Raw genomic sequence first — 23,014 nt, 5'->3', positions numbered from 1 at the left:
GGTCGCGGGGCGAGCGGACCTTAATTCTTATGAAGCGCGGCGGCGTGAAAGCGATGACGACGTACAGTCGCAAGTGCGGCCGCCGACAGGAAATGCGGCAACGCGGTCACCGGGAGGGTCTCATGATGCAGTCTCAGCAGGTCAAGGTCATCGGTTTGCCGAACAGCAAGGAGGCCTACGCAATTCGCGACTTCCTGAAGCGCGGCGTGGTCGAGTACGCGTGGTGCGAACTGACGTCCGACACCGACTGCATGCGCGAGCTGGGCATCGCGCCGCTGCGCGACATCCGGCTGCCGGCCGTCGTCTTTCCGGACGGCACGTGCCTCTACCAGCCGACGCTGCCGGAGATCGCCGCCAAGCTAGGCTGGGTCGCCCGGCCGCGCTTCGTCGAGTACGACGTGTCGATCTACGGCGCCGGCCCGGCGGGCTTGTCGGCCGCCGTCTATGCGGCGTCGGAAGGGCTGCGGGCCGTCGTGATCGAGCGCGATGCGGTCGGCGGGCAGGCGGGGACCAGTTCGCTGATCGAGAACTACATGGGCTTCCCGGACGGCATACCGGGCGCCGAACTGACCGAGCGTGCGCGCCAGCAGGCGGTCAAGTTCGGCGTCGAGCTGCTGATGATGCGCGAGGGCGTGCATGCGACGTTCGTCGACGGCAAGATTCGCGTCGATCTGGCCGACGGCTCGATCCTGACCGCGCGCGCGAATATCTGTGCGACCGGCATCGAATACCGCAGCCTCGGTTTGCCCGACGAACAGCGGTTTCTCAACGCAGGCCTGTTCTACGGCGCGGGATCGAGCGAAGCGTCGATGTGCGAGGGCAAGCACGTGTTCATTGTCGGCGGCGGAAATTCGGCCGGCCAGGCCGTGATGAACTTCGCACGGCACGCACGCGAAGTCACGATGATCGTCCGCGGTGCGTCGCTCGCGGCGACGCTGTCGCGCTATCTGATCGGCCGGATCGAGCGCATGCCGAACGTGACCGTCCGCTACGGCACGACCGTCGACGCGCTGCAGGGCGACGATCGACTCGAGGCGATCGTGCTGCGCACGGAAGACGGCACGCGTGAAGTGCTGCCGGCCACGCACCTGTTCGTCTGCATCGGCGGTGCGCCGAACACCGAATGGGCACGGGATACGAACATCATCCGCAACGAGGGCGGTTATCTGGTCACGGGCAGCGACCTTTACGACTGTCCGGCATTCGAGCGCGTGTGGCCGCTCGAGCGCCGGCCGTACTTTCTGGAAACGAGCGTGCCGGGTTCGTTCGCGGCGGGCGACGTCCGGTCGGGTTCGGTCAAGCGGGTGGCGTCGGCGGTCGGCGAGGGGGCGATGGCCGTGACCTTCGTCCATCGATTCCTGAGCGAGGACGCGCACCGCCAGCGCGGAACCTGAACCGCGCGGTGCCGGTGCATCTGCCGCCGATATCAGCCAGGCGTCGACACCGGCAGCCGGAACGTCATGACGGTACCGTGCCCGTCGCGTGGCGCGGCCTCGAGCGTGCCGCCATGCGCTTCGATGATCGAGCGGCAGATCGCGAGGCCCATCCCCATGCCGTGCGATTTCGTCGTGAAGAACGGGTCGAAGATCTGGTTCGCGATGTCCGCGTCGATGCCGGCGCCGCGATCGGCGATGCGGACGACCGCGTGGTCGTCGCCGACCTGCGATGTGATTTCGAGTTCGCGCGGCGCGATGAGTCCGTCCATCGCGTCGAGTGCATTGGTGACGAGGTTCAGGATCACCTGCTGGATCTGGGTGCGGTCGGCCATCGCGTGCACGCCGTCGCAGTGCAGGTCGACGCGCAGCACCACACGCTTCGCGTCGATTTCCGTCTCGGTGAGACGCAGCATGTCGCGAACCAGGTCGTCGATCGCGACGGGCGCAAGCGCGGGCGGCGCCTGGCGCGCGAGCGATCGCAACGCGCGGACGATGTCGGCCGCACGCACGCCGGACGCACGGATGTCCTCGAGACTCGCGAGCGCCTCGCCGAGGTCGGGTTGCGGGCCGCGCAACCAGCGCAGGCACGCGCCGACGCTCGACACGATGCTCGTCAGCGGCTGATTGATCTCGTGCGCGATCGATGCGGCCAGTTCGCCCATCACCGTCATGTGCGCGGTGCGCGCGAGTTCGGTGCGCGCGTGCCGCAGCTCGGCCTCGGTCTCGACCCGGCGGGCGTTCTCGTCGATCAGTTCCGCGTAGAGCCGCGCGGATTCGAGCGCGTTGGCGGCCTGCGGCGCGAGCACTTCCAGCATCGCGATGCGCCGCGGCGAAAACACGCCGTTGCTCAGTGCATTCTCGAGATACAGCACGCCGATCAGCGCGCCCTGTTTCAATAGCGGCAGGCAGAACAACGAGCGCGTCGGGTGCGCGCGCAGGCTGTCGACGTGGTCGGGAACGCCGTCGCGCTGCGCATTCGCCAGCACGATCGGCTTGCGGGTCCGCGCGACGGTGTTCAGGATCGACAGCGGCACGTCCTGTTCGGTCGGTTCGCTGCGGGCGATGTCGACGATCACGTCGCTGCCCGCGATGCGCGCCACCGCCTCGATGGTCAGCCGGTCGCGCCGGGCGAGTAGCAGCAGGCCATGACGCGCGCCGGCGTACACGAGCATGTTGCGCATCAGCGTCTGGATCAGGCGCTCCAGCACGATTTCCTCGGACAGCGAGTGGGCCACGCGCATCGCGAGCGCGAAATCGAGATCCTCGCACGCGGGCGCGGCCGGGCCGCCCGGCGACGGATCCATCACGAGGAACGGATGCTGCGCTTCCATCGCCAGGGTCTTGCCGGTCGCGCCCCAGCGCCGGTAGCAGGCATGGGCGAGCCGCAACTGATGGCGGGCGTGGCCGGCGAGCCCGAGCGACGCGGCATGCTCCGCGGCCCGTTCGTGCGCGAGCGCCTGTTCGTGCACGAAACCGCGTTCCGCCGCGAGGCCGGCCGATGTTTCGTACTGCTGCATTGCGATGACTTGCTCGCCGCGCACGCGCGCGAATTCGGCGTCGATCAGCGCAAGCTTGTTGAGAAACGTACCCGGATTTCGCTCGCTCCACGCCGCGAACCGGGCGCGCTGCGGCGCGAAGCGCTCGAGCAGGCGATCGGGCGGCGTTGCGCCGTCGTCGGCCGCGATGCCGGCCAGCACGCTGAACAGGTGAAAATCGGCAAGCATGATGTGCGCGGGCGTCGACCACGCACTCGATGCGGCCGCGTCGAGCGATGCGCGTGCGGTCGCCGCATCGCCGAAGATGAACGCCGCCTGACCGACGAGCACGTCGGTCCAGAACGCGAGGACCGACATCGGAGTCCTGTTCGACGCACGGGCACGCCACGTGCCGATCATACGGTCCTGGCCGAACTGCAGCGCGTCGATGAATTCCGATTGGGTGGAGACGAGGTCGACGATGTCGTCGTAGTGCGTGCCGCGCGCGATTTCCAGCAGCGGGTCGATTTCGTCGCGGATCGTGGGCAGCGCTTCACCCATCGACAGCAGATCGCTGACGATGTGGTTGCAGCTGTAGCACATCCAGCGCAGCTCGGCGCTCGCATTGCCCGCCGCTTTCGCATCGCGTGCGCGTTCGAGTGCATAGGACAGCGGCTGCGTCCAGACGCTCACCTGGTCGAGCGCGATCAGCGTGGCGGAGCGATAGCGCTCGAAGCCGTGGCGATCGACCAGCGCGAGCGCGACCTTGGCGAATTCGAAGCCGTCTTCATGCGCGTCGTGATGCTCGGCGATGCTGACGCCATACCACGCGAGCCCCTGCACCGACGCGGCGGTGACGCCGTGGCGCAGCGTCAGCCGCACCATCGTCGCGAAATGCAGCAGCATCAGCCCGCCGCTCGGATAGAACATCGCGGCTTCGAGCGCGGTCAGCAGCGCCATCGCGGCTTCGACGCGCGTGTCGGTCATCACGGGCAGGTCGACCAGATCGGCGATGGCGCGGCCGTCGAGCGCCGTGTGCACGGCCTCGCAGGCCGCCGCGAGATCGGCCTCGGCCGGCTCGGCGGGCAGCTCGACGCCGAGGAGCGCCAGCCCGGCCAGCGCGACGTCGATGGCTTGCCGGTAATGCGACTCGACCGTGAGCTGCGCGGCCTTCAGCCGATGCGCCTCGGCCCGGTCGGCGGGCGTGCGCGTCCGCGCCATGAGCATGTCGATCGCGTCGGACGCCTGCGCGGTTTCGCCGATCGCGAGCAGCAGGCCGCCGCGCAGTATGCCGATCCGGCTTGCGAGACCGTAGTGTCGCGACCACGCATGCGGGCCGAGCAACGATTGCGCCAGCGCCAGAAACGACAACGCGCGATCGCGCGCGGCGGCCGTGGCGGCGGCCGCCGCGGCGTCGGTCAGCGCGCCCGCGAACGCGAGTGCGAGCGTGTCGTCGAGCGGCACGTCTTTCGCCAGTTCGATCTGGGCAGCGAGCGCCAGCAAGGATTCGGGCGACGGCGCGTTCGCGCGTGCCAGCATCGCGGCGGCGATCCGGGCGTGGCGCAGCGCGCGCACCGGGCTCCCCGTGAGCGCGTAGACCGCCTCGAGGATGCGGTCGTGCGTGAAGCGCCAGCGGTCGCCGGAGAGCGACACGAGGCCCATCTGGCGCGCCGGGTCCAGCCAGAAGCGGAGTTCGGCCAGCGTTTTGCCGGCGGCGGCGCGCAACAGCGCTTCGTCGGTGTCGATGCCGATACAGGCCATCAGCGCCAGCAGCGTTCTCGATTCATGCGGCAAGCGCTGCATCCGGATCGCGAGCAGGCTTACGACATTCTCGGTCTGGTGGTGCGCGTCGATTTCGCCTGCGTTCCATTGCCACGTTTGCCGCACCGGATCGTAGCGGAGCAGTTGCTCGTCGATCAGCGTGCGCAGCAGTTGCTGGATGTGGAAGGGATTGCCGCCCGTCCTGCGATGCACGATGTCGCCGAGCCCGGCCAAACGGTCCGGCGCTTCCCCGAGCATGCCGGACAGCATGCGCGTGACGTCGGGCGCGCCGAGCGGCGCGAGCGTCAACGACGACAGGCGGCCGCGATCGATCTGCTGGAGGAAGCGACGGAACGCCGGCGGGTAGTCGTGCTGCGGCCCGCTCCGGTAACCGGCGACGATGCAGAAATGCGCCGGCGGATCGAGCACGATCGAAGCGAGAAACGCGAGCGTCGCGTCATCGGCCCACTGGATGTCGTCCAGCGTCATGACGAGCGGCTCGGCCGGCGCCGCGAACGCGCGGAATGCATTCACGACGATCTGGCACAGATGAAATGCCGGAATCGCATCGGTGTGGTCGAACGTGACGGGCTCGACATCGAGGAGCCACGCGGTTTCCGGAAAGATCGCGGAAAGGACGCCGGCCTGACGGCCCACGCAGTCGCGCAGCCGCGCGGCGATCACCGCGATTTCGTCGTCGCGCCTGGCCAGCGCGCTGCCGAACAGCGCGCGCAACGCCTGCAGCACGGGCGCATACGGCCGCGCGGGCTGGAACTGATCGATCTTGGCCGATGTGCACCAGGCCGTGCCGGATGCCGCGCGCGCATGGCGGATGAAGTGTTCGGCGAGCGCGGTCTTGCCGACGCCGGCCGGCCCGTCGATCAGGACGACGGCCGTCTCGCCGGTGCGCATGACGGCGTCCAGGCTCCCCTCGAGCAGGTGAATTTCGGCGTCGCGGCCGACCGGGAGGTCGGGCGCGTGCAGACCCGCGAACGGATCGCGGCCGCCGAGCGCGAAGGGCTCGACGCGGCCCGCTGCCCGCCAGTCGTGCAGGATCCGCTCGAGATCGTGCTGCACCGTTTCACAGGACGGGTAGCGATCGGCGGGCTCCTTGGCGATCAGCTTCAGGATCAGATCGTTCAGGATGGCGGGCACGTCGCCGCGAAACGCCGCGGGCGGCGACGGTTGTATCGCGACGTGCGCGTGGACCCAATCGGACGTCGACGCGGCCTTGTAAGGCATCGCGCCGGTCAGCAGGCGGAACAGCGTGATGCCGAGCGCGTACAGGTCGGCGCGCTCGTCGACGGATGCGCCTTCCGAGACTTCCGGCGCCGCGTATGCGGCGAAATCCGTGCGCATCGTGCCCGCCGCCGCTTTTTTCGTGCCGCGCTCCCGGGCATGGGCGAACGCGCGGAGCATGACCGTGCCGTCCGGTGCGACGACGAAACTGGCCGGCTGGAGATCGCCGTGCAGCCAGCCGTGCCGATGCAGTTCGCCGAGCGCGCGTGCGGCGCCGATCGCGGTTTCGAGGAAGACGTCGAGCGGCAGTTGCCCGTCCGTCAGCGTGTCGAACGCACGCACGTCCAGGCGCGGATAGACGAGCACCGGGCCGTCGGCCGCGCGGATCAGCGCCGTCGGCGTGAGCGCCCGCGCCGGGTCCAGGAGCCCGGCCAATGTGTATTCCTGCTCGAACTGCCGGCAGCGCTGATCGGATACCCAGCCGGTCTGGCATGCCGACCACACATCCCCCGTTGCGGCGTCGGTCAGGTCGAACGTCAGGACGTCGCCCGAGCGCACCACGTTCGACAGGCGGGCGCGCGCGAGCCAGTCGGCATCCATTCGATTCGAGGCGTCCGGGTCACGCAAGGGCTGATTCACGGTTGGGGCAGGCTGGGTGGAGCAGGTCGGAAACGGCTCGCGATGCGGGATCGGCCGGGCTCGGTCGCGCACGTCCGGGCGGCGACCCGTGCATTGTCCGACAGCCCGGCGGATTTTGCAGGCCCCCTGCGCCCCGCCGACCGGCCCATGCCGGACTAAACCTATGGATAATGTTCGCGGCGCCGGTTGCGACCTACGATACGGTCGAGCCTTCCGGCCTGCCTTGGCACGGCCGGACGGGCAACCCAGGAGCGCGTCGTCTCGCGAGGCGGCGCAAGGTGCCACGCAGCATAAGCGAGTGCGGATCATGTACACGTTCGGGCAGGTGACAGTTTCCCTTGAATGCCGCGAGGTCTGCGTCGACGGGCAGCCCCGGTATATCGGCGCCCGGGCATTCGAGATCCTCGAGCTGCTGGTGAAGGCGGCCGGCCGGCTGGTGTCGAAGGACGAGATCATGCAGGCCGTGTGGCCGCACACGGTCGTGGTCGAGAACAACATCCAGGTCCACATCTCGACGCTGCGCAAGCTGTTCGGCGGCAAGCACGGGTGGATCCGGACCGAATCGGGGCGCGGCTACCGGCTCGCGCCGCCGGCCGACCGGACGCATGACGATCGTCGGCCGATCGCGTTCGAATCGGCGGGTGCTGCCCGCACGAGCGCCGCGCCGCGCAAATGTCCGATGATTGGTCGTGAGACGGAAGCGGCCCAGCTGCACGAGCTGCTCGAGCGCGAGGCGCTCGTCACGCTGGTCGGCCCCGGCGGCGTCGGCAAGACGCATCTGGCGCTGGAGGTCGCGACGGCCTGGTCGGCGGCGCGCGGGATCGAGATGGCCCGGGTCGATCTGGCCGGCCTGCAGGCCGGCGCGACGCCGGCATCCGCGGTGCTGGGCGCGCTCGACCTGCCGGGCGGCGCGACCGCGGGGCCCGCCGATGTCGTGCGGGCGATCGGCGAGCAGCGCGTCGTGCTGGTATTCGACAATGCCGAGCCGTACGTCGACGATCTGGCGGATCTGAGCGAAGCGATCGCGGACGCGAATCCGGGCGCGATACTCGTCGTGACGAGCCGGGAGCCGTTGCGTGTCGCGGGCGAGCGGGTCTATCGCGTCGGTCCGCTGTCGGTGCCGCCGGCCGGCGCGAACGCCGGCGATATCGTCGCGAGCGGCGCGGTCCGGATGTTCCTGGCGCGCGCGCGCGCGATGGGGACGGACCTTCCGTGCGATGCGAAGACCCTCGACGCGATCGCGACCATCTGCCGCCGCCTGAGCGGCCTGCCGCTTGCGCTCGAGCTCGGGGCGGCCCGTGTCGCGTCGCTCGGCATCCAGGGGCTGGCGGCGGATCTCGACAAGTCCGTGCTGTCGCTGTCCGGCGGCCTGCGCACGGCCCACCCGCGGCAGCAGACCCTCAGGGCCACCATCGAGTGGAGTTATCGGTTGCTCGACGACATGGAGCGCACGGTGCTGTGCCGTCTCGCGGTGTTTCCGGATGCGTTCCGGCTCGACGCGGCCTGCGCGCTCGCCGCCTGCGACGAACTGGGTGCGGAGGAGGTGCTCGACGCGCTCGTCGGCCTGGCATCGAAATCGCTTCTGGTCGTCCATTCCGTCGGGCTGTCGAAGCGTTACTCGCTGCTCGAGGTCGTGCGCGCATACGCGCTCGAGAAGCTGGCGGAGTCGGGCGAGGCCGGGCGCCTCCATGCGCGGTGCGCGTCGTTCGCGGCCGACACGATCGCGGACACGCCGCACCCCGCGCCGGCCGACGCGTCGGCGCAACCCATGCTGCTTGCCGGGGCGTGGGCGTGACCTCCGGGGCGCACGGCGATGTTCTCGATAGACACAATTTTCCGGTTCTTATTTCATGGCCCTTGTTTGCATCATCGATGACGATGCGTCGGTCCGAAAGAGTCTTGCCAGCCTGCTGAAATCGGCGGGCCATACCGCATTGCCATTCGCGTCGGGCGAGGAATTCCTCGCGGCCGGCCCGCTGGACGACGCGGCGTGCGTGCTGCTCGACCTGAAGATGAAAGGGATGGGCGGTCTCGACGTCCAGCGCCTGCTGGCACAGCGCAACGCGGCGCTTCCGGTCATCCTGATGTCGGCGCACGGCGACGACGAGTCGGTCCGCCGGGCGCTCGCGCAAGGCGCGGTCGCGTTCCTGCGCAAGCCGTTTCCGTCTGACGACATGCTCAACCTGATCGATCAGGTCGCATCCGGCGCGCCGCCCGCGTGAGCGGCCCGCCGGCCGTCACGTCGCGCGTTCAGGCGTAGCCGCCCGGATTTTTCTCGGTTTATCATTCGATAATGAAGCGGATGACTACACAGGGAATGCGATGGCGAGCACGCCGGATATGACTTCGAACCGCAACCAGGGCGCGGGCGATCCCGCGCCGATCGTCTATGTGGTCGACGACGACGACACGCTGCGGCGCGCACTGAGCGCGCTGTTGCGCTCGGCGGGATTTCGCGTCGAGACGTTCGCGACGTCGCGCGCGTTCCTCGCCTTCGAGCGGCCCGACGTGCCGAGCTGCCTGATCCTCGACGTGCGCCTTGCCGACGAGAGCGGGCTCGCCGTTCAGGAGGAAGCGGTGCGCGCGGGCCTGAACGTGCCGATCCTGTTCATGACGGGTTACGGCGACGTACCGACCACCGTGAAGGCCATGAAGGGCGGCGCGCTCGATTTCCTGACGAAGCCGTTCGACGACGAGACGATGCTCGATGCTGTCGGCCGTGCACTGGCCCGCGACGGCGAACGCCTCGCGCGCGAGCGCGCGCTGGATGTGGTGCGGCAGGCCTATGCGTCGTTGACGCCGCGCGAACGCGAAGTCATGAGCCAGGTGATCGCGGGCCTGATGAACAAGCAGATCGCGTCGAATCTCGGGCTGCAGGAAATCACGGTGAAGGTGCATCGTGCGCAGGTGATGAAGAAGATGCAGGTCCGCACGCTGCCGGATCTCGTGCGCCAGGCCGAGGCGCTCGGCGTGCGTCCGGCCGGCGCGGGCGACTGAGCGGGCGCGCCGGGGCGTTCGATGCGACGGCATCGGCGTGCGCCAGCGACGGCGGAACGCACGTTCAGGCATTTTCAGAACGGCCCGGCGCGATGCGCGTCGCCCGTCGGCGCCGACGCCGGCGGTGTCCACCCGCCGCCCAGCGCGCGCACGAGACCGACCGTCGCGATGGCCAGCGCCTGACGGCTGTGAATCAGCTGGCGCTGCGCGCTCAATGCATCGCGGTCCGCGTCGATGACTTCCAGATAGCTGACGTAGCCGTGCGCGTAACGGCTCAGCGACAACCGCGCCGCCGCCTCGGTGGCGCGCGCCGCGCCGTCGTAGCGCACGATCCGCTCCTTCTGCGCGGCGATGTCGTTGAGCGCATCCTGAACCTCGCGCAGCGCGCCGAGCGCGGTTGCGCGATAGTTCGCGTCGGCGACGTCGGCGCCCGCCGTCGCGGCGGCCACCGCGGCGTCGCGCTTGCCGCCGTCGAACAGCGTTTCGGCGACGCTCGCGCCGAGTCCCCACAGCGAACTGTTGCGATCGAGAAACGTGCCGAGATCGCGGCTGGCGAAACCGCCCTGCGCGGTCAGCGTCAAGGTCGGCAGCCACGCGGTGCGGGCGACGTCGATGTCGAGCGATGCCGCGTCGACACGGCGCGCGGCCGCGTAGACGTCAGGCCGTTGCGCGAGCAGGGTCGACGGCAGGCCGGGCGGCACGTCCGGCACGCGAACGGCCGATGCGGTCGGCGCGACGGCGAATGCGGTCGGCGACACGCCGGTCAGCACGGCGAGCGCATCGACGAGGTTTTCGCGCAGCCGCCTGCTGTCCGCGAGATCCGCGCGTGCCGTATCGAGATCGGCCGATGCGCGCAGCGCGTCGAGATCGCTCGCCGCGCCGGCCCGCACGCGCGCGGCGATCACGTCGAGCGCGGTGCGCCGCAGCTCGATCGCGCGCGCGAGCGTCGCGAGATCCTGTTCGACGAAATGGAGCGTCAGGTAGTCGGCCGCGACGTCGGTCGCGACGCGCAGGCGCACCGCCGCGCGATCGGCATCCGCCTGCAGCACGTTCTGCCGGCCGATCTCGGCGTCGCCGCGCAGACGCCCCCACAGATCGACTTCGTAGCTCGCGTTGAACGGCACCGACCAGTTGTGCATCGTGCGTTTCGGCAAGGCGTTGTCGACCGTGCCCGACACGCGCGCGCGGCTGAACGACGGCGCGACGCCGACGGTGGGCGCCAACGCGGCTTCGCGTACGCCGAGCAGCGCCTGCGCCTGATCAACGCGCGCCGCGGCGGCGCGGATGTCGGGATTGCCGGCGAGCGCGGCATCGATGAGCGCGACGAGCGGCGGTGCGTCGAACCACGCGGGCCATTCGGCGAGCGGCGTTGCGGGTTCGTGTGCCGCATCGGCGTGGCGAAACCGGTCGGATCCGACCGGCACGGGCGCGAGCGGCCGAGGCGCGATCGTGCACGCGCCCAGCAGGCCGGCGGCGAACAAGGCGGCGATGCGGATCATGGCCGCGTGCGCTCGCGCTGCAGCGTGACGACGACCGACAGGCCGGGCCGGATGCGCGGCTCGCTCGACGCCTGGCCGTCGAGCAGGATCTTGACGGGCACCCGCTGCGTGACCTTCGTGAAGTTGCCGGTCGCGTTGTCGGGCGGCAACAGGGCAAACTGCCCGCCGGTCGCGGGCGACAGGCTGTCGACGTGTCCGCTGAAGGTCCGGTCCGGCAGCGCGTCGAAGCGCAACTGCACGACGTCGCCGGTGCGCACGTGCCGCAGCTGGGTCTCGCGGAAATTCGCGACCACCCACGGGTGCGGCTCGACGAGCGTCAGCAGCGCCTGGCCGGGCGCGACGTGTTCGCCGGTCTCGACGGTCTTCTTGCCGACGTAGCCGTCCGACGGCGCGACGACCGTCGTGTATTGCAACTGAAGCTCCGCGTCGCGCAGCTCGGCGTCGTTCTGGTTCGACACGGCGGCGGCGGCCTGCCACGCGGCCTGCGCGCCGCGCTGCTGCGCGTCGGCGGCGGCGACGCGCGCGCGGGCGGACGTGCGCGCCGCGTTGGCGGCATCGAATTCCTGCTGCGACAACCCGCGCGGCGTTTCGCGGGTCAGCTCGCATGCGCGTGCGTAATCGAGTTCTGCCTTCTCGGCGTCCGCGTGCGCCGACACGCGCGTCGCGTCGGCTTGCTCGACCAGCGCCTTCGCACGGCTCGCGTCGGCGTGTGCCTGCGCGACGCGCGCCCGCTGCAGCGCGACGCGCACGTCGAAGTCGCGCGGGTCGAGGCGGACGAGCGGCTCGCCCGCGTGCACGAAGCGGTTGTCGTCCACCAGCACGCGCTCGACCGTGCCCGCCACGCGCGGCGAGATCACGTGCAGGTGCCCTGTCACGTAGGCGTCGTCGGTGCCGCGCTCATGCGCATCGAATTCGTAGATGAGCAACGCGACGAGCAGCAGCGCGCAACCGGCGATCAGGACGATCGGCCACATGCGTGAGCGCGCGGCGGGTGGGGACGGTGCGTCCGGCGGGTTCGGGGTCATGGTCGGGATACTCCATCGAACAGACGTTTTTTTTCGCATCGCGCTATGCTTGCGCGAGCCTCATGTGTGGAAACCACTCGACGATGAACACCACGTTCGCCCCCGGCGGCGCGACACCGGGGCCGGCCGCCGCGCCGGCCACCGACATACCGACGTTTCGCTCGATCGCCGCGATCGCGTCCGTGCTGCTCGGCGCGATCATCGCGACGCTGACGTCGCGCATCACGTCGCTCGGGCTCGCCGACGTGCGCGGCGCGCTCGGCGTCGGGTTCGACGAAGGCGCGTGGATCAACACGGCGTTCACCGCATCGCAGATGTTCGTCGGCCCGCTCGCGATCGCGGCGGCCTTCGTGTTCGGCACGCGCCGCGTGCTGCTGGCGGGCGCGTCGGTGTTTCTCGTCGTCGAAAGCGTGCTGCCGCTGTGCACGAACTTCGGCACGTTCATCGTGTTCCAGAGCCTCGCCGGCTTCGCGTCCGGCGTGTTCGTGCCGCTGACCGTCGGCTTCGTCGTCCGCACGCTGCCGCCGCGACTCATTCCGTTCGGTATCGCCGCGTATGCGATGAACCTCGAGATGTCGCTGAACCTGTCCGCGACGCTCGAAGGTTGGTACAGCGAACATTTGAGCTGGCGCTGGCTGTTCTGGCAAAACGCGCTGCTGACGCTTCCGTTCATCGTCTGCCTGCTGCTGTCGCTGTCGAACGAGCCGATCAAGCGTTTCGCGTCCGGTATGGACGCGCGCGGCATGCTGCTCGGCGCCGGCGGATTCACGTGCCTGTGCATCGCGCTCGATCAGGGCGAACGGCTGTTCTGGTTCCAGTCGCCGTTGATCGTCGCGCTGCTGTGCATCGGCATCCTGATGGTTGCCGCATTCCTGATTCACGAGCTCACGTCCCGGCGCGCCGGGATCGATCTCGGCTACCTCGCGCGGCCCAACATCGCATGGCTGATCGTGCTCGTCGGCCTCGTGCGCTTCACCGTGCTCAATACGAGCTTCATCCCGTCGGTGTTTCTCGCGAGCACCTACGGGCTGCGTCCGCTGCAGATCGGCGATACGCTGCGCTGGATCGCGATTCCGCAACTGCTGTTCGCGCCGTGCGTCGCGTGGCTGCTGCAGCGTGTCGATCCGCGCCGGATGATCGTGGCCGGCTTCCTGATGGTGGCGGTTGCGTTCGCGCTCGGCGCGCGTCTCACGTCCGCCTGGGCCGAACCCGACTTCATCCCGTCGCAGTTGCTCCAGGCGCTCGGGCAGACGATGGCGCTCACGTCGGTCATCTACTTCTTCGGCAAGCACGTGACGGCTGAGCACGCGCTGACGTTCGGCGCCGTCGTGCAGACGACGCGCCTGCTGAGCGGGCAGCTCGGCACGACGTCGATCTCGGTGATCCAGCGCATCATGGAAGCTACCCATTCGAATCTCGTCGGTCTGCATGTCACGCTGTCGGATCCGCAAACGCTCGACCGCCTGCGGGCCGGCGCGGCCTCGCTGGTGTCGCACGGCGCCACCTTCGCGGCAGGCGACCAGGCGGCCTATGCGCTGCTCGACCGGGCGGTCCGGGTCCAGGCGACCACGCTCGCGCTGGCCGACAATTTCCGGGTCGCGATGGCGGTCGCGGTTGCAGGGGTGATGATCGGCATGCTGCTCAGGCCGGCGCGCGCGCCGTAAGCACCCGCCATCGCGCAGCGACGATCTAGGCGATCGCGCTCGCCGCAACGAAATGGTGCCGGCCTGAAAAATCCTGAATCTTGCTGAAGCGCGCGCCGGCGCAATGGCCGGGCGCGCCGTGCCGCGACGCTTACGCCTTCAGGAACGCGAGCAGTTCGGCATTGATCAGGTCGGCATTGACGACGCACATCCCGTGCGATCCGCCGGGAATCACCTTCAACTGCGCGTGCTTCACGATCTTCGCGGACAACCGCGCCGAATCGTCGATCGGCACGATCTGGTCGTCGTCGCCGTGCAGGATCAGCGTCGGGACGTCGATCTTCTTCAGGTCCTCGGTGTAGTCGACCTCGGAGAATTCCTTGACGCACAGATACTGGCCGTGCACGCCGCCCATCATGCCCTGCGCCCAGAATGCGTCGATCGTGCCTTGCGACGCCTTGGCGTTCGGGCGGTTGTAGCCGAAGAACGGCACGGCGAGATCCTTGTAGAACTGCGAACGGTTCTCGGCGACGTTCTTGCGGATGCCGTCGAATACCTCCATCGGCAGGCCGCCCGGATTGGAGGCCGATTTCACCATCTGCGGCGGCACCGCGCCGATCAGCACGGCCTTCGACACGCGCTTCGTGCCGTGGCGCCCGATGTAGTGCGCGACTTCACCGCCGCCGGTGGAGTGGCCGACGAGCGTGGCCTCACGCAGGTCCAGCGCATTCATCAGCGCCGCCAGATCGTCCGCATACGTGTCCATGTCGTTGCCTTGCGACGGCTGGCTCGAGCGGCCGTGACCGCGCCGGTCGTGCGCGATCACGCGGAAGCCGTGCTGCACGAGGAACAGCATCTGCGCGTCCCACGCATCGGCGCACAGCGGCCAGCCGTGCGAGAAGACGACCGGGCGGCCGCTGCCCCAGTCCTTGAAGTAAATCTGGGTACCGTCTTTCGTGGTGATCGTGTTCATCGCATGGGCTCCTTGATGGGCGGAAGCGGCGTGTTTGGGCGCGGCGGCGGCAGCGGCGGCCGGCAGCGTGGCGGCGGCAACGGCGGTCGCGCCGGCCAGCAACATGTCTCGGCGACGCGCCGAGGGAACGGCGTCGATATCTGCGGGACGCATGGGAACTCCTTGAACGTGCGGTGGAACGGTGCCGCGCTGGTTGGTTGGGTCGGATCTGCCCGCCTGCGGCGATCGCGCCGGCAGCCGGCATGCGTTCGCGTTCGCGCCCGCGGGCGCGCAACGTAGCGAACGAATGCGGACAGGAGCCTATCGCGCGGCCTCGCGTCCTGTACTGAAATCGCGCTGAATTGTCATGAATGCGGCCGCGGCGCGTGTCGCGCGACGCATGAATGCACCGGTCAGAAAAATTAAGCCCGGCATCAAGACTCTTTAGCGGCGGCCCGCTATCGTCAAGGTCAGGTCATCGTGTCGCGGATCGTGCCAGTTCGCGGCGGCGGATGACGACCGCGATGTGCCCGGGGGTGATGCGTCCGGCCCGTCGCCATTTGCCTGGATACGTTGCCATGAACGCCTTCAATCGCTGGGAACACGTGATGACACTGCTCGACCCGTCGCCCGCCGTGAGTCGCAATGCGTTGTCGCAGCTTCGCGACGCGGACGCCGCGCGCCGCTGCCATCGCGACGAGGCGCCGCCCGCGTCGAGCGGCGATGCGCGCCGCCGGTGCGCGATCGTCGCGGTCGAGCGGCAGACCGATTCGTCGGTGTTGATATCGTGGAGCGATCCGACGCGCTGTCGCTACGACGAGCAGCGCTGGATCAGCGCCAAGTCGCGCAGCGCCGGACGCTGCGCGCTGACCGGCACGACGATTCGCACCGGCGACGCGATCTACAAACCGCAATGGCGCGGCGCCAAGCGTCCCGCGAACTATCGGGAGGCGATCCTCGCGTCCGAGCTGGACCGGTTCATCGTCAGGCTGCCCCGTTCATGACCGCGGCGGGCACGGCCGGCCGTGCTCAGTCCGCCCATTTCGACCCGAGCACCAAGCCGCAGAAATTCGTCCGACGATAGTCCGGGTCGCAACGCTCGAGCGCGTCGGCGCATACGTTGCCGAATGCGGTCTCGGGGCGATGCGCGGTGCCCGCGGCGAGCGCTTCGAGGAACAGCTCCTTGAAGCACGGGCCGCGCGGCCAGGCGTTCACGATCTCGTTGCGTTCGGCGCAGCTCACCTCGTCGAAATGACGCGCGAAGAGATCCGTCTCGATGCCGGCGCCGAGCAATGCGGTCAGCGGCGTCATGTGAGGATGAAGGCCGAAGGACGTGTGCAGCGCGATCGCGCGCCATACCTCGGCCGCGTCTTCGGCGGCAACGCCGTATCCGTTGAGGAATGCGCGCGCGACGTTCGCGCCGTCGATTTCGTAGCGCCGGTGCGAGTCGCGGTGGCCTTCGGTCAGTCCGATGTCGTGGAATAGCGCGGCGACGTACAGGAGCTCGGCATCGAAGGCGATGCCGCGACGCGTGCCGATGACCGATGCAAAGGCGAACACGCGCATCGCATGCCGGAACAGGAGTTCAGGCTCGCCGGCCCGCGCGATCGCGGCCGCTTCGCGCGCGATCGCGCTGTCGGGAATCAGGATGCCGGCGATGCGGTGGCCCATGGTCGCCTCCTCGCGGCGTGACGGTGGTTGTCCGGTGCCCATCGTCTCGCGCCGCGCCGCCGATTGTCTTGAGCGCGGCCTGAATCATTCTGAAAGGGAAAATCGCCCGACCGGCGGGATGGGAATCGGTTTCACCAAAATGCCGCGAGTCATCTTTTCCGGAACATTAACGCAATTCATTCGATTCGCCACGGCAAACGACGGGTTGCCAAAGCGAAGCTGGAATAACCGGGTTTTGCTGCCGGAAAAGAATTCATCGGTAAATCACTATTTCGCGTATCGGCGGTGCTGCCGGACGCCGTGATGCGCGATCCTGCGCGGGTGCGAGAACAAAGGCCGTCCCGTCGGCGGTGCTCGCGAATTTCATCGATTCAAAAAATTTGTTCATTGTGTTCTGATAATTTGAATCATTGTTCGAAGCGAATGCCGTAGCATTGGCACGGTAGCGGTGTCATTTCCGACAGGGCATCGACGAATGGAAACGATTAAGAATTCACATGATCCGGATTGGAACGCTTCACGTCTTTCTCGACAGACGTGAAATTCGCTCGAACGGCAAACTGCTGAGAATCGGCAGTCGCGCATTCGAAATTCTCGAACTCCTGATTCGGGCGAACGGCGCATTGGTGTCGAAGGACGAGATCATGCAGCGCGTGTGGCCGCACACGGTCGTGGAGGAAAACAACCTGCAGGTGCATGTCGCCGCGTTGCGCAAGGCGCTGGGCGGCGACCGGAACCTGATCGTCACGGTGCCGGGGCGCGGCTACCGGCTGGTGGGCGGGCAAGCCGAGCGCGCGGCGCCCGTGCGTCCCGCGACGTCGCGGCTCGCGCAGGCGCCGACGGAACTCATTGGCCGGGAACAGACGGTCGCCGAGGTCCTGGCCGCGCTCGACACCGCACGTGTCGTGACGCTGGTCGGCGCCGGCGGCATCGGCAAGACGCGGGTTGCGCTGGAAGCGGCCATGCGCGCCGAGGCGAGCTTTCCGGACGGCGCCGCGTTCGTGTCGCTCGCCACGGTGGCGTGCCCGCAGTTCGTACCCGACGCGCTGGCCGGCGCGTTCGAGCTCGCGCAGCCGGCGGGATCGCTGACGCTCGAGGCGGTGCTCGCCAGCGTCGCGCATCGGCGGATGTTGCTGGTGCTCGACAATTGCGAACATCTGCTCGACGCCGCGGCGCGGATCGCGACCGCGCTGACCGAGGCGGATGCCGGCCTTCGCGTGCTCGCGACGAGCCGCGAGGCGCTGCGCATCCAGGGCGAGCGACTGTGTCCGGTTTTGCCGCTCGAGGTGCCCGACGAGGGCGCGGACGAACGCGCGATCGTGGGCGCAAGCGCGGTGCAGCTGTTCTCGGCGCGCGCCCGCGCCGCCGACCCGCGCTTTCCGCTCGACGAACGCAGCCTGACGCTGATGGCGTCGGTCTGCCGGCGTCTCGACGGCCTGCCGCTCGCGATCGAACTGGCCGCGGCCCGCGCGGCCGTGCTCGGCATCGACGTACTCGCCGCGCATCTCGACGACCATTTCCGATTGCTGACCGGCGGTTTTCGCACGGCGTTGCCGCGTCATCAGACGCTGCAGGCGATGTATGACTGGAGCTACCGCCTGCTCGGCGACGCGGAGCGTCTGCTGTTGCGCTGGCTCGGCGTGTTCCGGGACGGCTTCTCGATCGACGCGGTGCGGGAGATCGTCGGCACGAAGGGACTGGCCGGCGCGGACCTGCTCGACACGATCGCCGGCCTGGTGTCGAAATCGCTGCTGAGCCTGGAGGGCGCGCACGGCACGCCGCGCTACCGGCTGCTGACGACGACGCGCGCCTATGCGCTGCAGCAGCTCGAGAACAACGGCGAATGCGCGGCCGCGGCGCTTGCGCATGCGAACTACTTCCACGCGCTGTTCAGGCTCGCGCCCATCGACGATGGCGGGCAGCTCGCCGAATCGCGGCTCGACGTGATCCGGCGCGAGCTCGGCAATCTGCGCGCGGCGCTCGACTGGGCGTTTTCGCCGAACGGCGACGTACGGGTCGGCATCGCGCTGGCGGCGGTCGCGGTTCCGTGCCTGTTCGACCTGTCGCTCGTGGACGAATGTCGCGAACGGGCGCGCACGGCGCTCGACGCGATGCGCGATCTCGACGACACACCGGAGCACGCCGACGCGCGCGTGCGGCTGCTGGCCGCGTATGCGGCCGCGCTCGCCCATACGTCGCGGCCGACGCAGATCGCGCACGACGCATGGTCGGCCGTGCATGCGCTCGGGTTCGAGGCGGGCGAGGCCGAGGTGTCGCCGCGCGACGCGTAGCGCCCGTGTGCCGATGGCACATTCAGAACATTTCAGACCGAATACAGGACCTGGTCGGCCGGCGCGTCTACATTGCATGCGCGGGGACTGTCCGCTCATCGCTGTCGCGACGCCACTGACTGCCGGCGCAGGGTCCCCGCCCGTCGCGAAGCGCGCCCTCAGCCCATTCCAGCATGCCGAACCTGTCCGACACGGTCGCCTACGGCGCGCCGATCGTTCTTGCCGACCTGATTGCGTGGCGGCTGCTTGGGGCCGGCCGTTCGACGACGAAGGCGATCTGGCGCTGCGCGTCGTTCGCCGCGTTGACTTATGCGCTGTTCTCGACCGGCGTGAGCCCGCTCGCGGTGCCGTCGTCGCCCGACCGCCTCGACCGCCTAGCGATCCAGGCGATCGCCGTCGCGTGGTGGCTGCAGTGCGCGCTGGTGTTCAGTCTGATGCTCGATCATCTGCTGCTGCCGCGTGCGTGGCGCAACCAGCGGCTGTTTCACGACATCGCGGCGGGCGCCGTGTTCGGTGCCGCGGCCGTCGCGGCGCTGGGCTACGTCCTCGGGTTGCCGCTGAGCGGGGTGGTCGCGACGTCGGGCGCCGTGGCGGTCATCCTCGGCCTCGCGCTCCAGAACACGCTGAACGACGTGTTCTCGGGCCTGGTCCTGAACACAACGCAGCCGTTTCGCCTCGGCGACACCGTGTCGATCGGCGAGCTCGAAGGTCGCATCGTCGAAAGCAACTGGCGCGCGACCAAGATGATCAACGGCCTCGGCAATCTGGTCGTCGTGCCGAACAGCGCGGCGGCCAAGGCGACGATCGTCAACCTGAGCGAGCCGGCGAGCGTGCATGGCGTGACGCTGACGATCGAGATCGATCCCGGCGTGCGGCCCGCCGTGGTCGTCGATGCGCTCGATCGCGCCGCCGCCAGTTCGCTCGACGTGCTGACGCGCCCCGCGCCGGTCTCGGTCGTCAAGGCGTTCAGGGCCAACTCGATCGAATACGAGCTCATCTGTTACGTCGACACGTTGCAGAAGAAGATCGAGGTCCGCAACCGCCTCTACGATCTGACCCATCGGCACCTGGCCGCCGCGGACGTCGCGTTGCGCCCGCTTGCCGGGACCGTCGCGGAGCATCGCGCGGTTTCGCGGGGACAGCGCCTGTTGCGCGCGGTCGAACTCTTCCGGCAGCTCGACGACGCGGATCTGGCGGTGCTGGCCGACGCGCTGGCGTCACGCGTGTTCCACAAGGGGGAGGTGATCTACGCGTCGAATGCCGATGCGCGGCTGCTGACCATCGTCGGCAGCGGCGTCGCGTCGGTGTTCGTGCCGGGCGCGGCCGGCGACATCGAAGTCAGGCGCATGGCGCCCGGCGACGCGATCGGCCAGTCCGTCGTGCTCGCCGGCACGCGGCTTCATGCAAGCGTCTACGCGGTGACGGCCGTGACCGCCTATCAATTGAGCAGCCGCGACCTGTCGCCGCTGATCGCCAGGAAGCCCGAACTGGGACGGCTGATGTGCGAATCGCTGACCGAGCACATCGCGACCGAGGAGCGGATGCTGATCCCGCCGGCCGCGAAGGCTCACGCGTCGTTCAATCTGATCGAGTGGCTCGAGAAGGAGATGAAGCGCCTGCACGATGCGTTCGGCTGACGCGGTGTCATGGCGCGGGTGCGGAATCAGGCAAGCGCGGTGAAGCGGTCGACGAGGTCGGGGCGATCGAGTTGCTCGACCCACCAGTGCAGCGCGCGTCCGGCTTCATCGCCGCGCCACGCGATATAGCAATGGGTCGTGTCGCGCATGCCGGTCACCTGGCGCGCGACGAGTCTGCCTTGGGCGATCGCGCGTGCCGCGATGCAGTCCGGGAGCGTGCCCACCGCGAGTCCCTCGCATTGCGCGGCCAGTTTCGCGGCGAGCGTCGGCACCGCGAGATACGGTTGCCCGGCATCGACGGCGACCGAACGCGGCTGCAGTTCGCGGGAGGTATCGGAGATCACCGCGCCGCGATGCTCGACGACCGACGCCATCGACAGCGGCTCCGGCAGCGCCGCGAGCGGATGGTTGGGGGCGATCGCGAACACGTGCCTGAGCGTGCCGATCGGCCGCGTCACGATGTCGGGCAGCTCCGGCGGTTCGCCCGACGCGCCGACGACCAGATCGGCACGGCGCGAAATCAGTGCATCCCAGGTGCCGCCGAGCACTTCGGTGGAGAGTCGCAGCCGTGTGTCCATCTCGAGACCGTAGAACGCATGCACGTACGGCCACATCGCCTCGAAGGGCAGGATCTCGTCGACGCAGATGCGGACCTCGGTTTCCCAGCCTTGCTGCGCGCGCTGCGCCTTGCGTTCGAGCTGCTCGGCGGCATGCAGAAGCCGACGGCCTTCCTCGACGACGACGCGGCCCGCGTGCGTGAGCCGCGCCCGGCGTCCGCTGCGGTCGAACAACGCGACGTCGAGGTCGCTCTCGAGCTTTTGTACGAGGTAAGTCAGCGCGGACGGTACGCGGTGCAACAGTTCCGCGGCTTCGGCGAACGTACCGGTGCGGTCGATCGCGTCCAGTGCTTCGAGCGCTTCGAAGGACAGCTTCATGGCGAATTCCACGGGGGAAGGGCATCGGGCTGTCATGTTAGCGTCAAGCGGCACCGAATCCAATACGGATCGGGCGAGGCATCGCCCGACGTGCCGGGAACGCGCAAGCGTGCGCGCCGACACGCGTTGCCGCATCCGGTCAGCGCATGCCGGTCAGGTCGGCGTCGATTCGCGGCGCTTCGCGGCAGCGTCGGACGCGTGGGCGCCGGGCAGCGCGCCGAACATGTGCTGGCTGCACTTCGCGTCGCTCCACGCGGTTCCGAGGCGGATTCCGCCGACCATCCGCCGCGCGACGGGAAGAATCTGTTCGCCGACCAGAATGCCCAGCAGGCCAATCAGGGCGACGGTCGGCGGCGCCGGCGATTGCACGCCGATCAGCGCGTAGACGATGCCGGCGAGCATGCCGGCGAAAAGCGAAGCAGTGTACGGTTTCATGGAATTGGAATGGAGTGACGACCGGGTGAAAAATCTGGATAACTACCGATCTGGCGTCGATCCGAAAGTCTCGGTTCAGCCTATCAGGTCTGTGCGTTCGTCGCGTGTCGATTCAACCAGATTCAGATCTCTTAAGCCTGAATTTCGAGGATCGCGATGATCAGAACGATTAATTGGCGTGATCGCGAATTTGCGTATTGAATGATGCGGGCCGGCTGTCGAACCTCCCGACACAGCGCATCGGACGCCTCGCGGATTCGTCGGCGAGGCGAGCCTCATTTTTCTCCGCGTCAAAGGACATCACCGCCATGAGCAACCCGAAGCTTGAAGTACTCACTCCGCACAACAGCCAGCTGATCTTCATCGACCAGCAGCCGCAGATGGCGTTCGGCGTTCAGTCGATCGATCGCCAGACGCTGAAGAACAACGTCGTCGGTCTCGCGAAGGCCGCGAAGGTATTCAACATCCCGACCACGATCACGACCGTCGAAAGCGACAGCTTCTCGGGTCACACCTATCCCGAACTGCTCGACGTGTTCCCGAACCAGAAGACGCTCGAACGCACGTCGATGAACTCGTGGGACGACCAGAAGGTGCGCGACGCGCTGGCCGCGAACGGCCGCAAGAAGGTGGTCGTGTCGGGCCTGTGGACGGAAGTCTGCAACACGACGTTCGCGCTCTGCGCGATGCTCGAAGGCGACTACGAGATCTACATGGTCGCCGACGCATCGGGCGGCACGACGCAGGCCGCGCACGACTTCGCGATGCAGCGGATGGTGCAGGCGGGCGTCGTGCCGGTCACTTGGCAGCAAGTGCTGCTCGAATGGCAGCGCGACTGGGCGCACCGCGAGACGTACGACGCCGTGATGGCGATCGCGAAGGAACATTCGGGCGCGTACGGCATGGGCGTCGACTACGCGTACACGATGGTCCACAAGGCCGCGCAGCGCACCGCGACGCCGCACGAGTCGATCCCGGCCGTCCCGGCGAAGTAAGCGCGGACAGTCCTCGACTGTCGCTGCCGAAGCGGCGTGTCCGATCCGGACGCGCCGCATCGGCGATACGTCGACGCGGACGGCGAACCGTGATGATTCACGATGCCGTCCGCCCGGCGTTTGCCAGGACATAGGGCCTGCATTTCAACTTGTCCGGGAGATTGATCGTATGGAACCTTATCTGGTTTCCCTTGGTGCGGGCGTGCTGATCGGTGTCATCTACAGCGCAATCAAGGTCCGCTCTCCCGCGCCGCCGCTGATCGCACTGGTCGGGTTGCTCGGCATGGTGATCGGCGTGCAGGCCATTCCCACCCTCAAACAGCTCTTTGGCTTCTGATCGAAGCGAGGTGATGCACATGACCGCAACCGGGACCCAACCGGATC

Annotated in this window: 18 protein-coding genes; 11 read left to right on the top strand and 7 right to left on the bottom strand. The window is 68.4% G+C overall.

The window, feature by feature from the left end; translation table 11 throughout:
• Window positions 1–122: 122 nt before the first annotated feature.
• A complete protein-coding gene (locus tag WS49_RS25160; protein ID WP_059534496.1) occupies window positions 123–1,394 on the top strand; it encodes an NAD(P)/FAD-dependent oxidoreductase in 1,272 nt (423 codons plus the stop codon).
• A 32-nt stretch (window positions 1,395–1,426) separates the two neighbouring features.
• Here WS49_RS25160 and WS49_RS25155 read toward each other — a convergent pair whose 3' ends face one another.
• Entirely contained in the window at window positions 1,427–6,511 is a 5,085-nt protein-coding gene (locus WS49_RS25155; RefSeq protein ID WP_059534394.1) for a trifunctional serine/threonine-protein kinase/ATP-binding protein/sensor histidine kinase, read from the bottom strand.
• 346 nt (window positions 6,512–6,857) lie between these two features.
• On the opposite strand from WS49_RS25155, the gene WS49_RS35315 reads away from it, so the two are divergent.
• The 3 genes from WS49_RS35315 to WS49_RS25140 all read left to right on the top strand — a co-directional run bounded on the left by WS49_RS35315 (window position 6,858) and on the right by WS49_RS25140 (window position 9,547).
• Complete coding sequence (locus WS49_RS35315) at window positions 6,858–8,345, top strand: winged helix-turn-helix domain-containing protein (RefSeq protein WP_059534392.1); 1,488 nt, start codon at window positions 6,858–6,860, stop codon at window positions 8,343–8,345.
• Window positions 8,346–8,400: 55 nt separating this feature from the next.
• On the top strand, window positions 8,401–8,772 hold the full coding sequence (locus WS49_RS25145; RefSeq protein ID WP_059534390.1) for a response regulator transcription factor: 372 nt from the start codon (window positions 8,401–8,403) through the stop codon (window positions 8,770–8,772).
• A gap of 118 nt (window positions 8,773–8,890) precedes the next feature.
• Window positions 8,891–9,547, top strand: coding sequence for a response regulator transcription factor (locus WS49_RS25140; protein ID WP_257127700.1), 657 nt, complete (start codon window positions 8,891–8,893; stop codon window positions 9,545–9,547).
• Window positions 9,548–9,621: 74 nt separating this feature from the next.
• Here the strand turns inward: WS49_RS25140 and WS49_RS25135 are convergent, their stop codons facing one another.
• Together WS49_RS25135 and WS49_RS25130 are read right to left on the bottom strand one after the other, a co-directional pair.
• Window positions 9,622–11,046 (bottom strand): efflux transporter outer membrane subunit, encoded by a 1,425-nt coding sequence (locus WS49_RS25135; RefSeq protein ID WP_059534387.1) that lies wholly within the window; start codon window positions 11,044–11,046, stop codon window positions 9,622–9,624.
• Entirely contained in the window at window positions 11,043–12,071 is a 1,029-nt protein-coding gene (locus WS49_RS25130) for an HlyD family secretion protein (protein ID WP_059534386.1), read from the bottom strand. The genes WS49_RS25135 and WS49_RS25130 overlap by 4 nt, the downstream gene beginning before the upstream one ends.
• Before the next feature lie 83 nt (window positions 12,072–12,154).
• Here WS49_RS25130 and WS49_RS25125 point away from each other — a divergent pair, with 83 nt between their 5' ends.
• A complete protein-coding gene (locus WS49_RS25125) occupies window positions 12,155–13,735 on the top strand; it encodes an MFS transporter (RefSeq protein ID WP_059534494.1) in 1,581 nt (526 codons plus the stop codon).
• 130 nt (window positions 13,736–13,865) lie between these two features.
• Here WS49_RS25125 and WS49_RS25120 read toward each other — a convergent pair whose 3' ends face one another.
• A complete protein-coding gene (locus WS49_RS25120; RefSeq protein ID WP_179949138.1) occupies window positions 13,866–14,687 on the bottom strand; it encodes an alpha/beta fold hydrolase in 822 nt (273 codons plus the stop codon).
• A 557-nt stretch (window positions 14,688–15,244) separates the two neighbouring features.
• On the opposite strand from WS49_RS25120, the gene WS49_RS25115 reads away from it, so the two are divergent.
• Window positions 15,245–15,670, top strand: coding sequence for a DUF3331 domain-containing protein (locus WS49_RS25115; RefSeq protein WP_059534384.1), 426 nt, complete (start codon window positions 15,245–15,247; stop codon window positions 15,668–15,670).
• Window positions 15,671–15,695: 25 nt separating this feature from the next.
• Here WS49_RS25115 and WS49_RS25110 read toward each other — a convergent pair whose 3' ends face one another.
• Entirely contained in the window at window positions 15,696–16,337 is a 642-nt protein-coding gene (locus WS49_RS25110; RefSeq protein WP_059534383.1) for an HD domain-containing protein, read from the bottom strand.
• Between WS49_RS25110 and WS49_RS35310 the strand changes: the two genes are divergently transcribed.
• The 3 genes from WS49_RS35310 to WS49_RS25100 all read left to right on the top strand — a co-directional run bounded on the left by WS49_RS35310 (window position 16,336) and on the right by WS49_RS25100 (window position 20,265).
• On the top strand, window positions 16,336–16,641 hold the full coding sequence (locus WS49_RS35310) for a hypothetical protein (protein ID WP_156441448.1): 306 nt from the start codon (window positions 16,336–16,338) through the stop codon (window positions 16,639–16,641). The two genes, WS49_RS25110 and WS49_RS35310, sit on opposite strands and share 2 nt — an antisense overlap.
• A gap of 193 nt (window positions 16,642–16,834) precedes the next feature.
• Complete coding sequence (locus tag WS49_RS25105) at window positions 16,835–18,628, top strand: ATP-binding protein (RefSeq protein WP_059534382.1); 1,794 nt, start codon at window positions 16,835–16,837, stop codon at window positions 18,626–18,628.
• 173 nt (window positions 18,629–18,801) lie between these two features.
• Window positions 18,802–20,265: a mechanosensitive ion channel family protein gene (locus tag WS49_RS25100; protein ID WP_059534381.1), complete on the top strand. Its 1,464-nt coding sequence runs from the start codon at window positions 18,802–18,804 to the stop codon at window positions 20,263–20,265.
• 26 nt (window positions 20,266–20,291) lie between these two features.
• On the opposite strand, the gene WS49_RS25095 is transcribed toward WS49_RS25100, so the two are convergent.
• A complete protein-coding gene (locus tag WS49_RS25095) occupies window positions 20,292–21,200 on the bottom strand; it encodes a LysR family transcriptional regulator (protein ID WP_059534380.1) in 909 nt (302 codons plus the stop codon).
• 153 nt (window positions 21,201–21,353) lie between these two features.
• A complete protein-coding gene (locus tag WS49_RS25090) occupies window positions 21,354–21,635 on the bottom strand; it encodes a XapX domain-containing protein (RefSeq protein ID WP_059534379.1) in 282 nt (93 codons plus the stop codon).
• Between the two features lie 308 nt (window positions 21,636–21,943).
• Here WS49_RS25090 and WS49_RS25085 point away from each other — a divergent pair, with 308 nt between their 5' ends.
• Window positions 21,944–22,630, top strand: coding sequence for a hydrolase (locus tag WS49_RS25085; RefSeq protein WP_059534377.1), 687 nt, complete (start codon window positions 21,944–21,946; stop codon window positions 22,628–22,630).
• Between the two features lie 169 nt (window positions 22,631–22,799).
• Window positions 22,800–22,967: a DUF1427 family protein gene (locus tag WS49_RS25080; RefSeq protein WP_059534375.1), complete on the top strand. Its 168-nt coding sequence runs from the start codon at window positions 22,800–22,802 to the stop codon at window positions 22,965–22,967.
• Window positions 22,968–23,014 lie beyond the last annotated feature (47 nt).

It is taken from the genome of Burkholderia sp. RF7-non_BP4, assembly GCF_001521935.1.
GTDB lineage: Bacteria > Pseudomonadota > Gammaproteobacteria > Burkholderiales > Burkholderiaceae > Burkholderia > Burkholderia diffusa.
The sequence above is the reverse complement of the archived record's forward strand: the minus strand, read 5'-3'. Positions and strand labels throughout refer to the sequence as shown.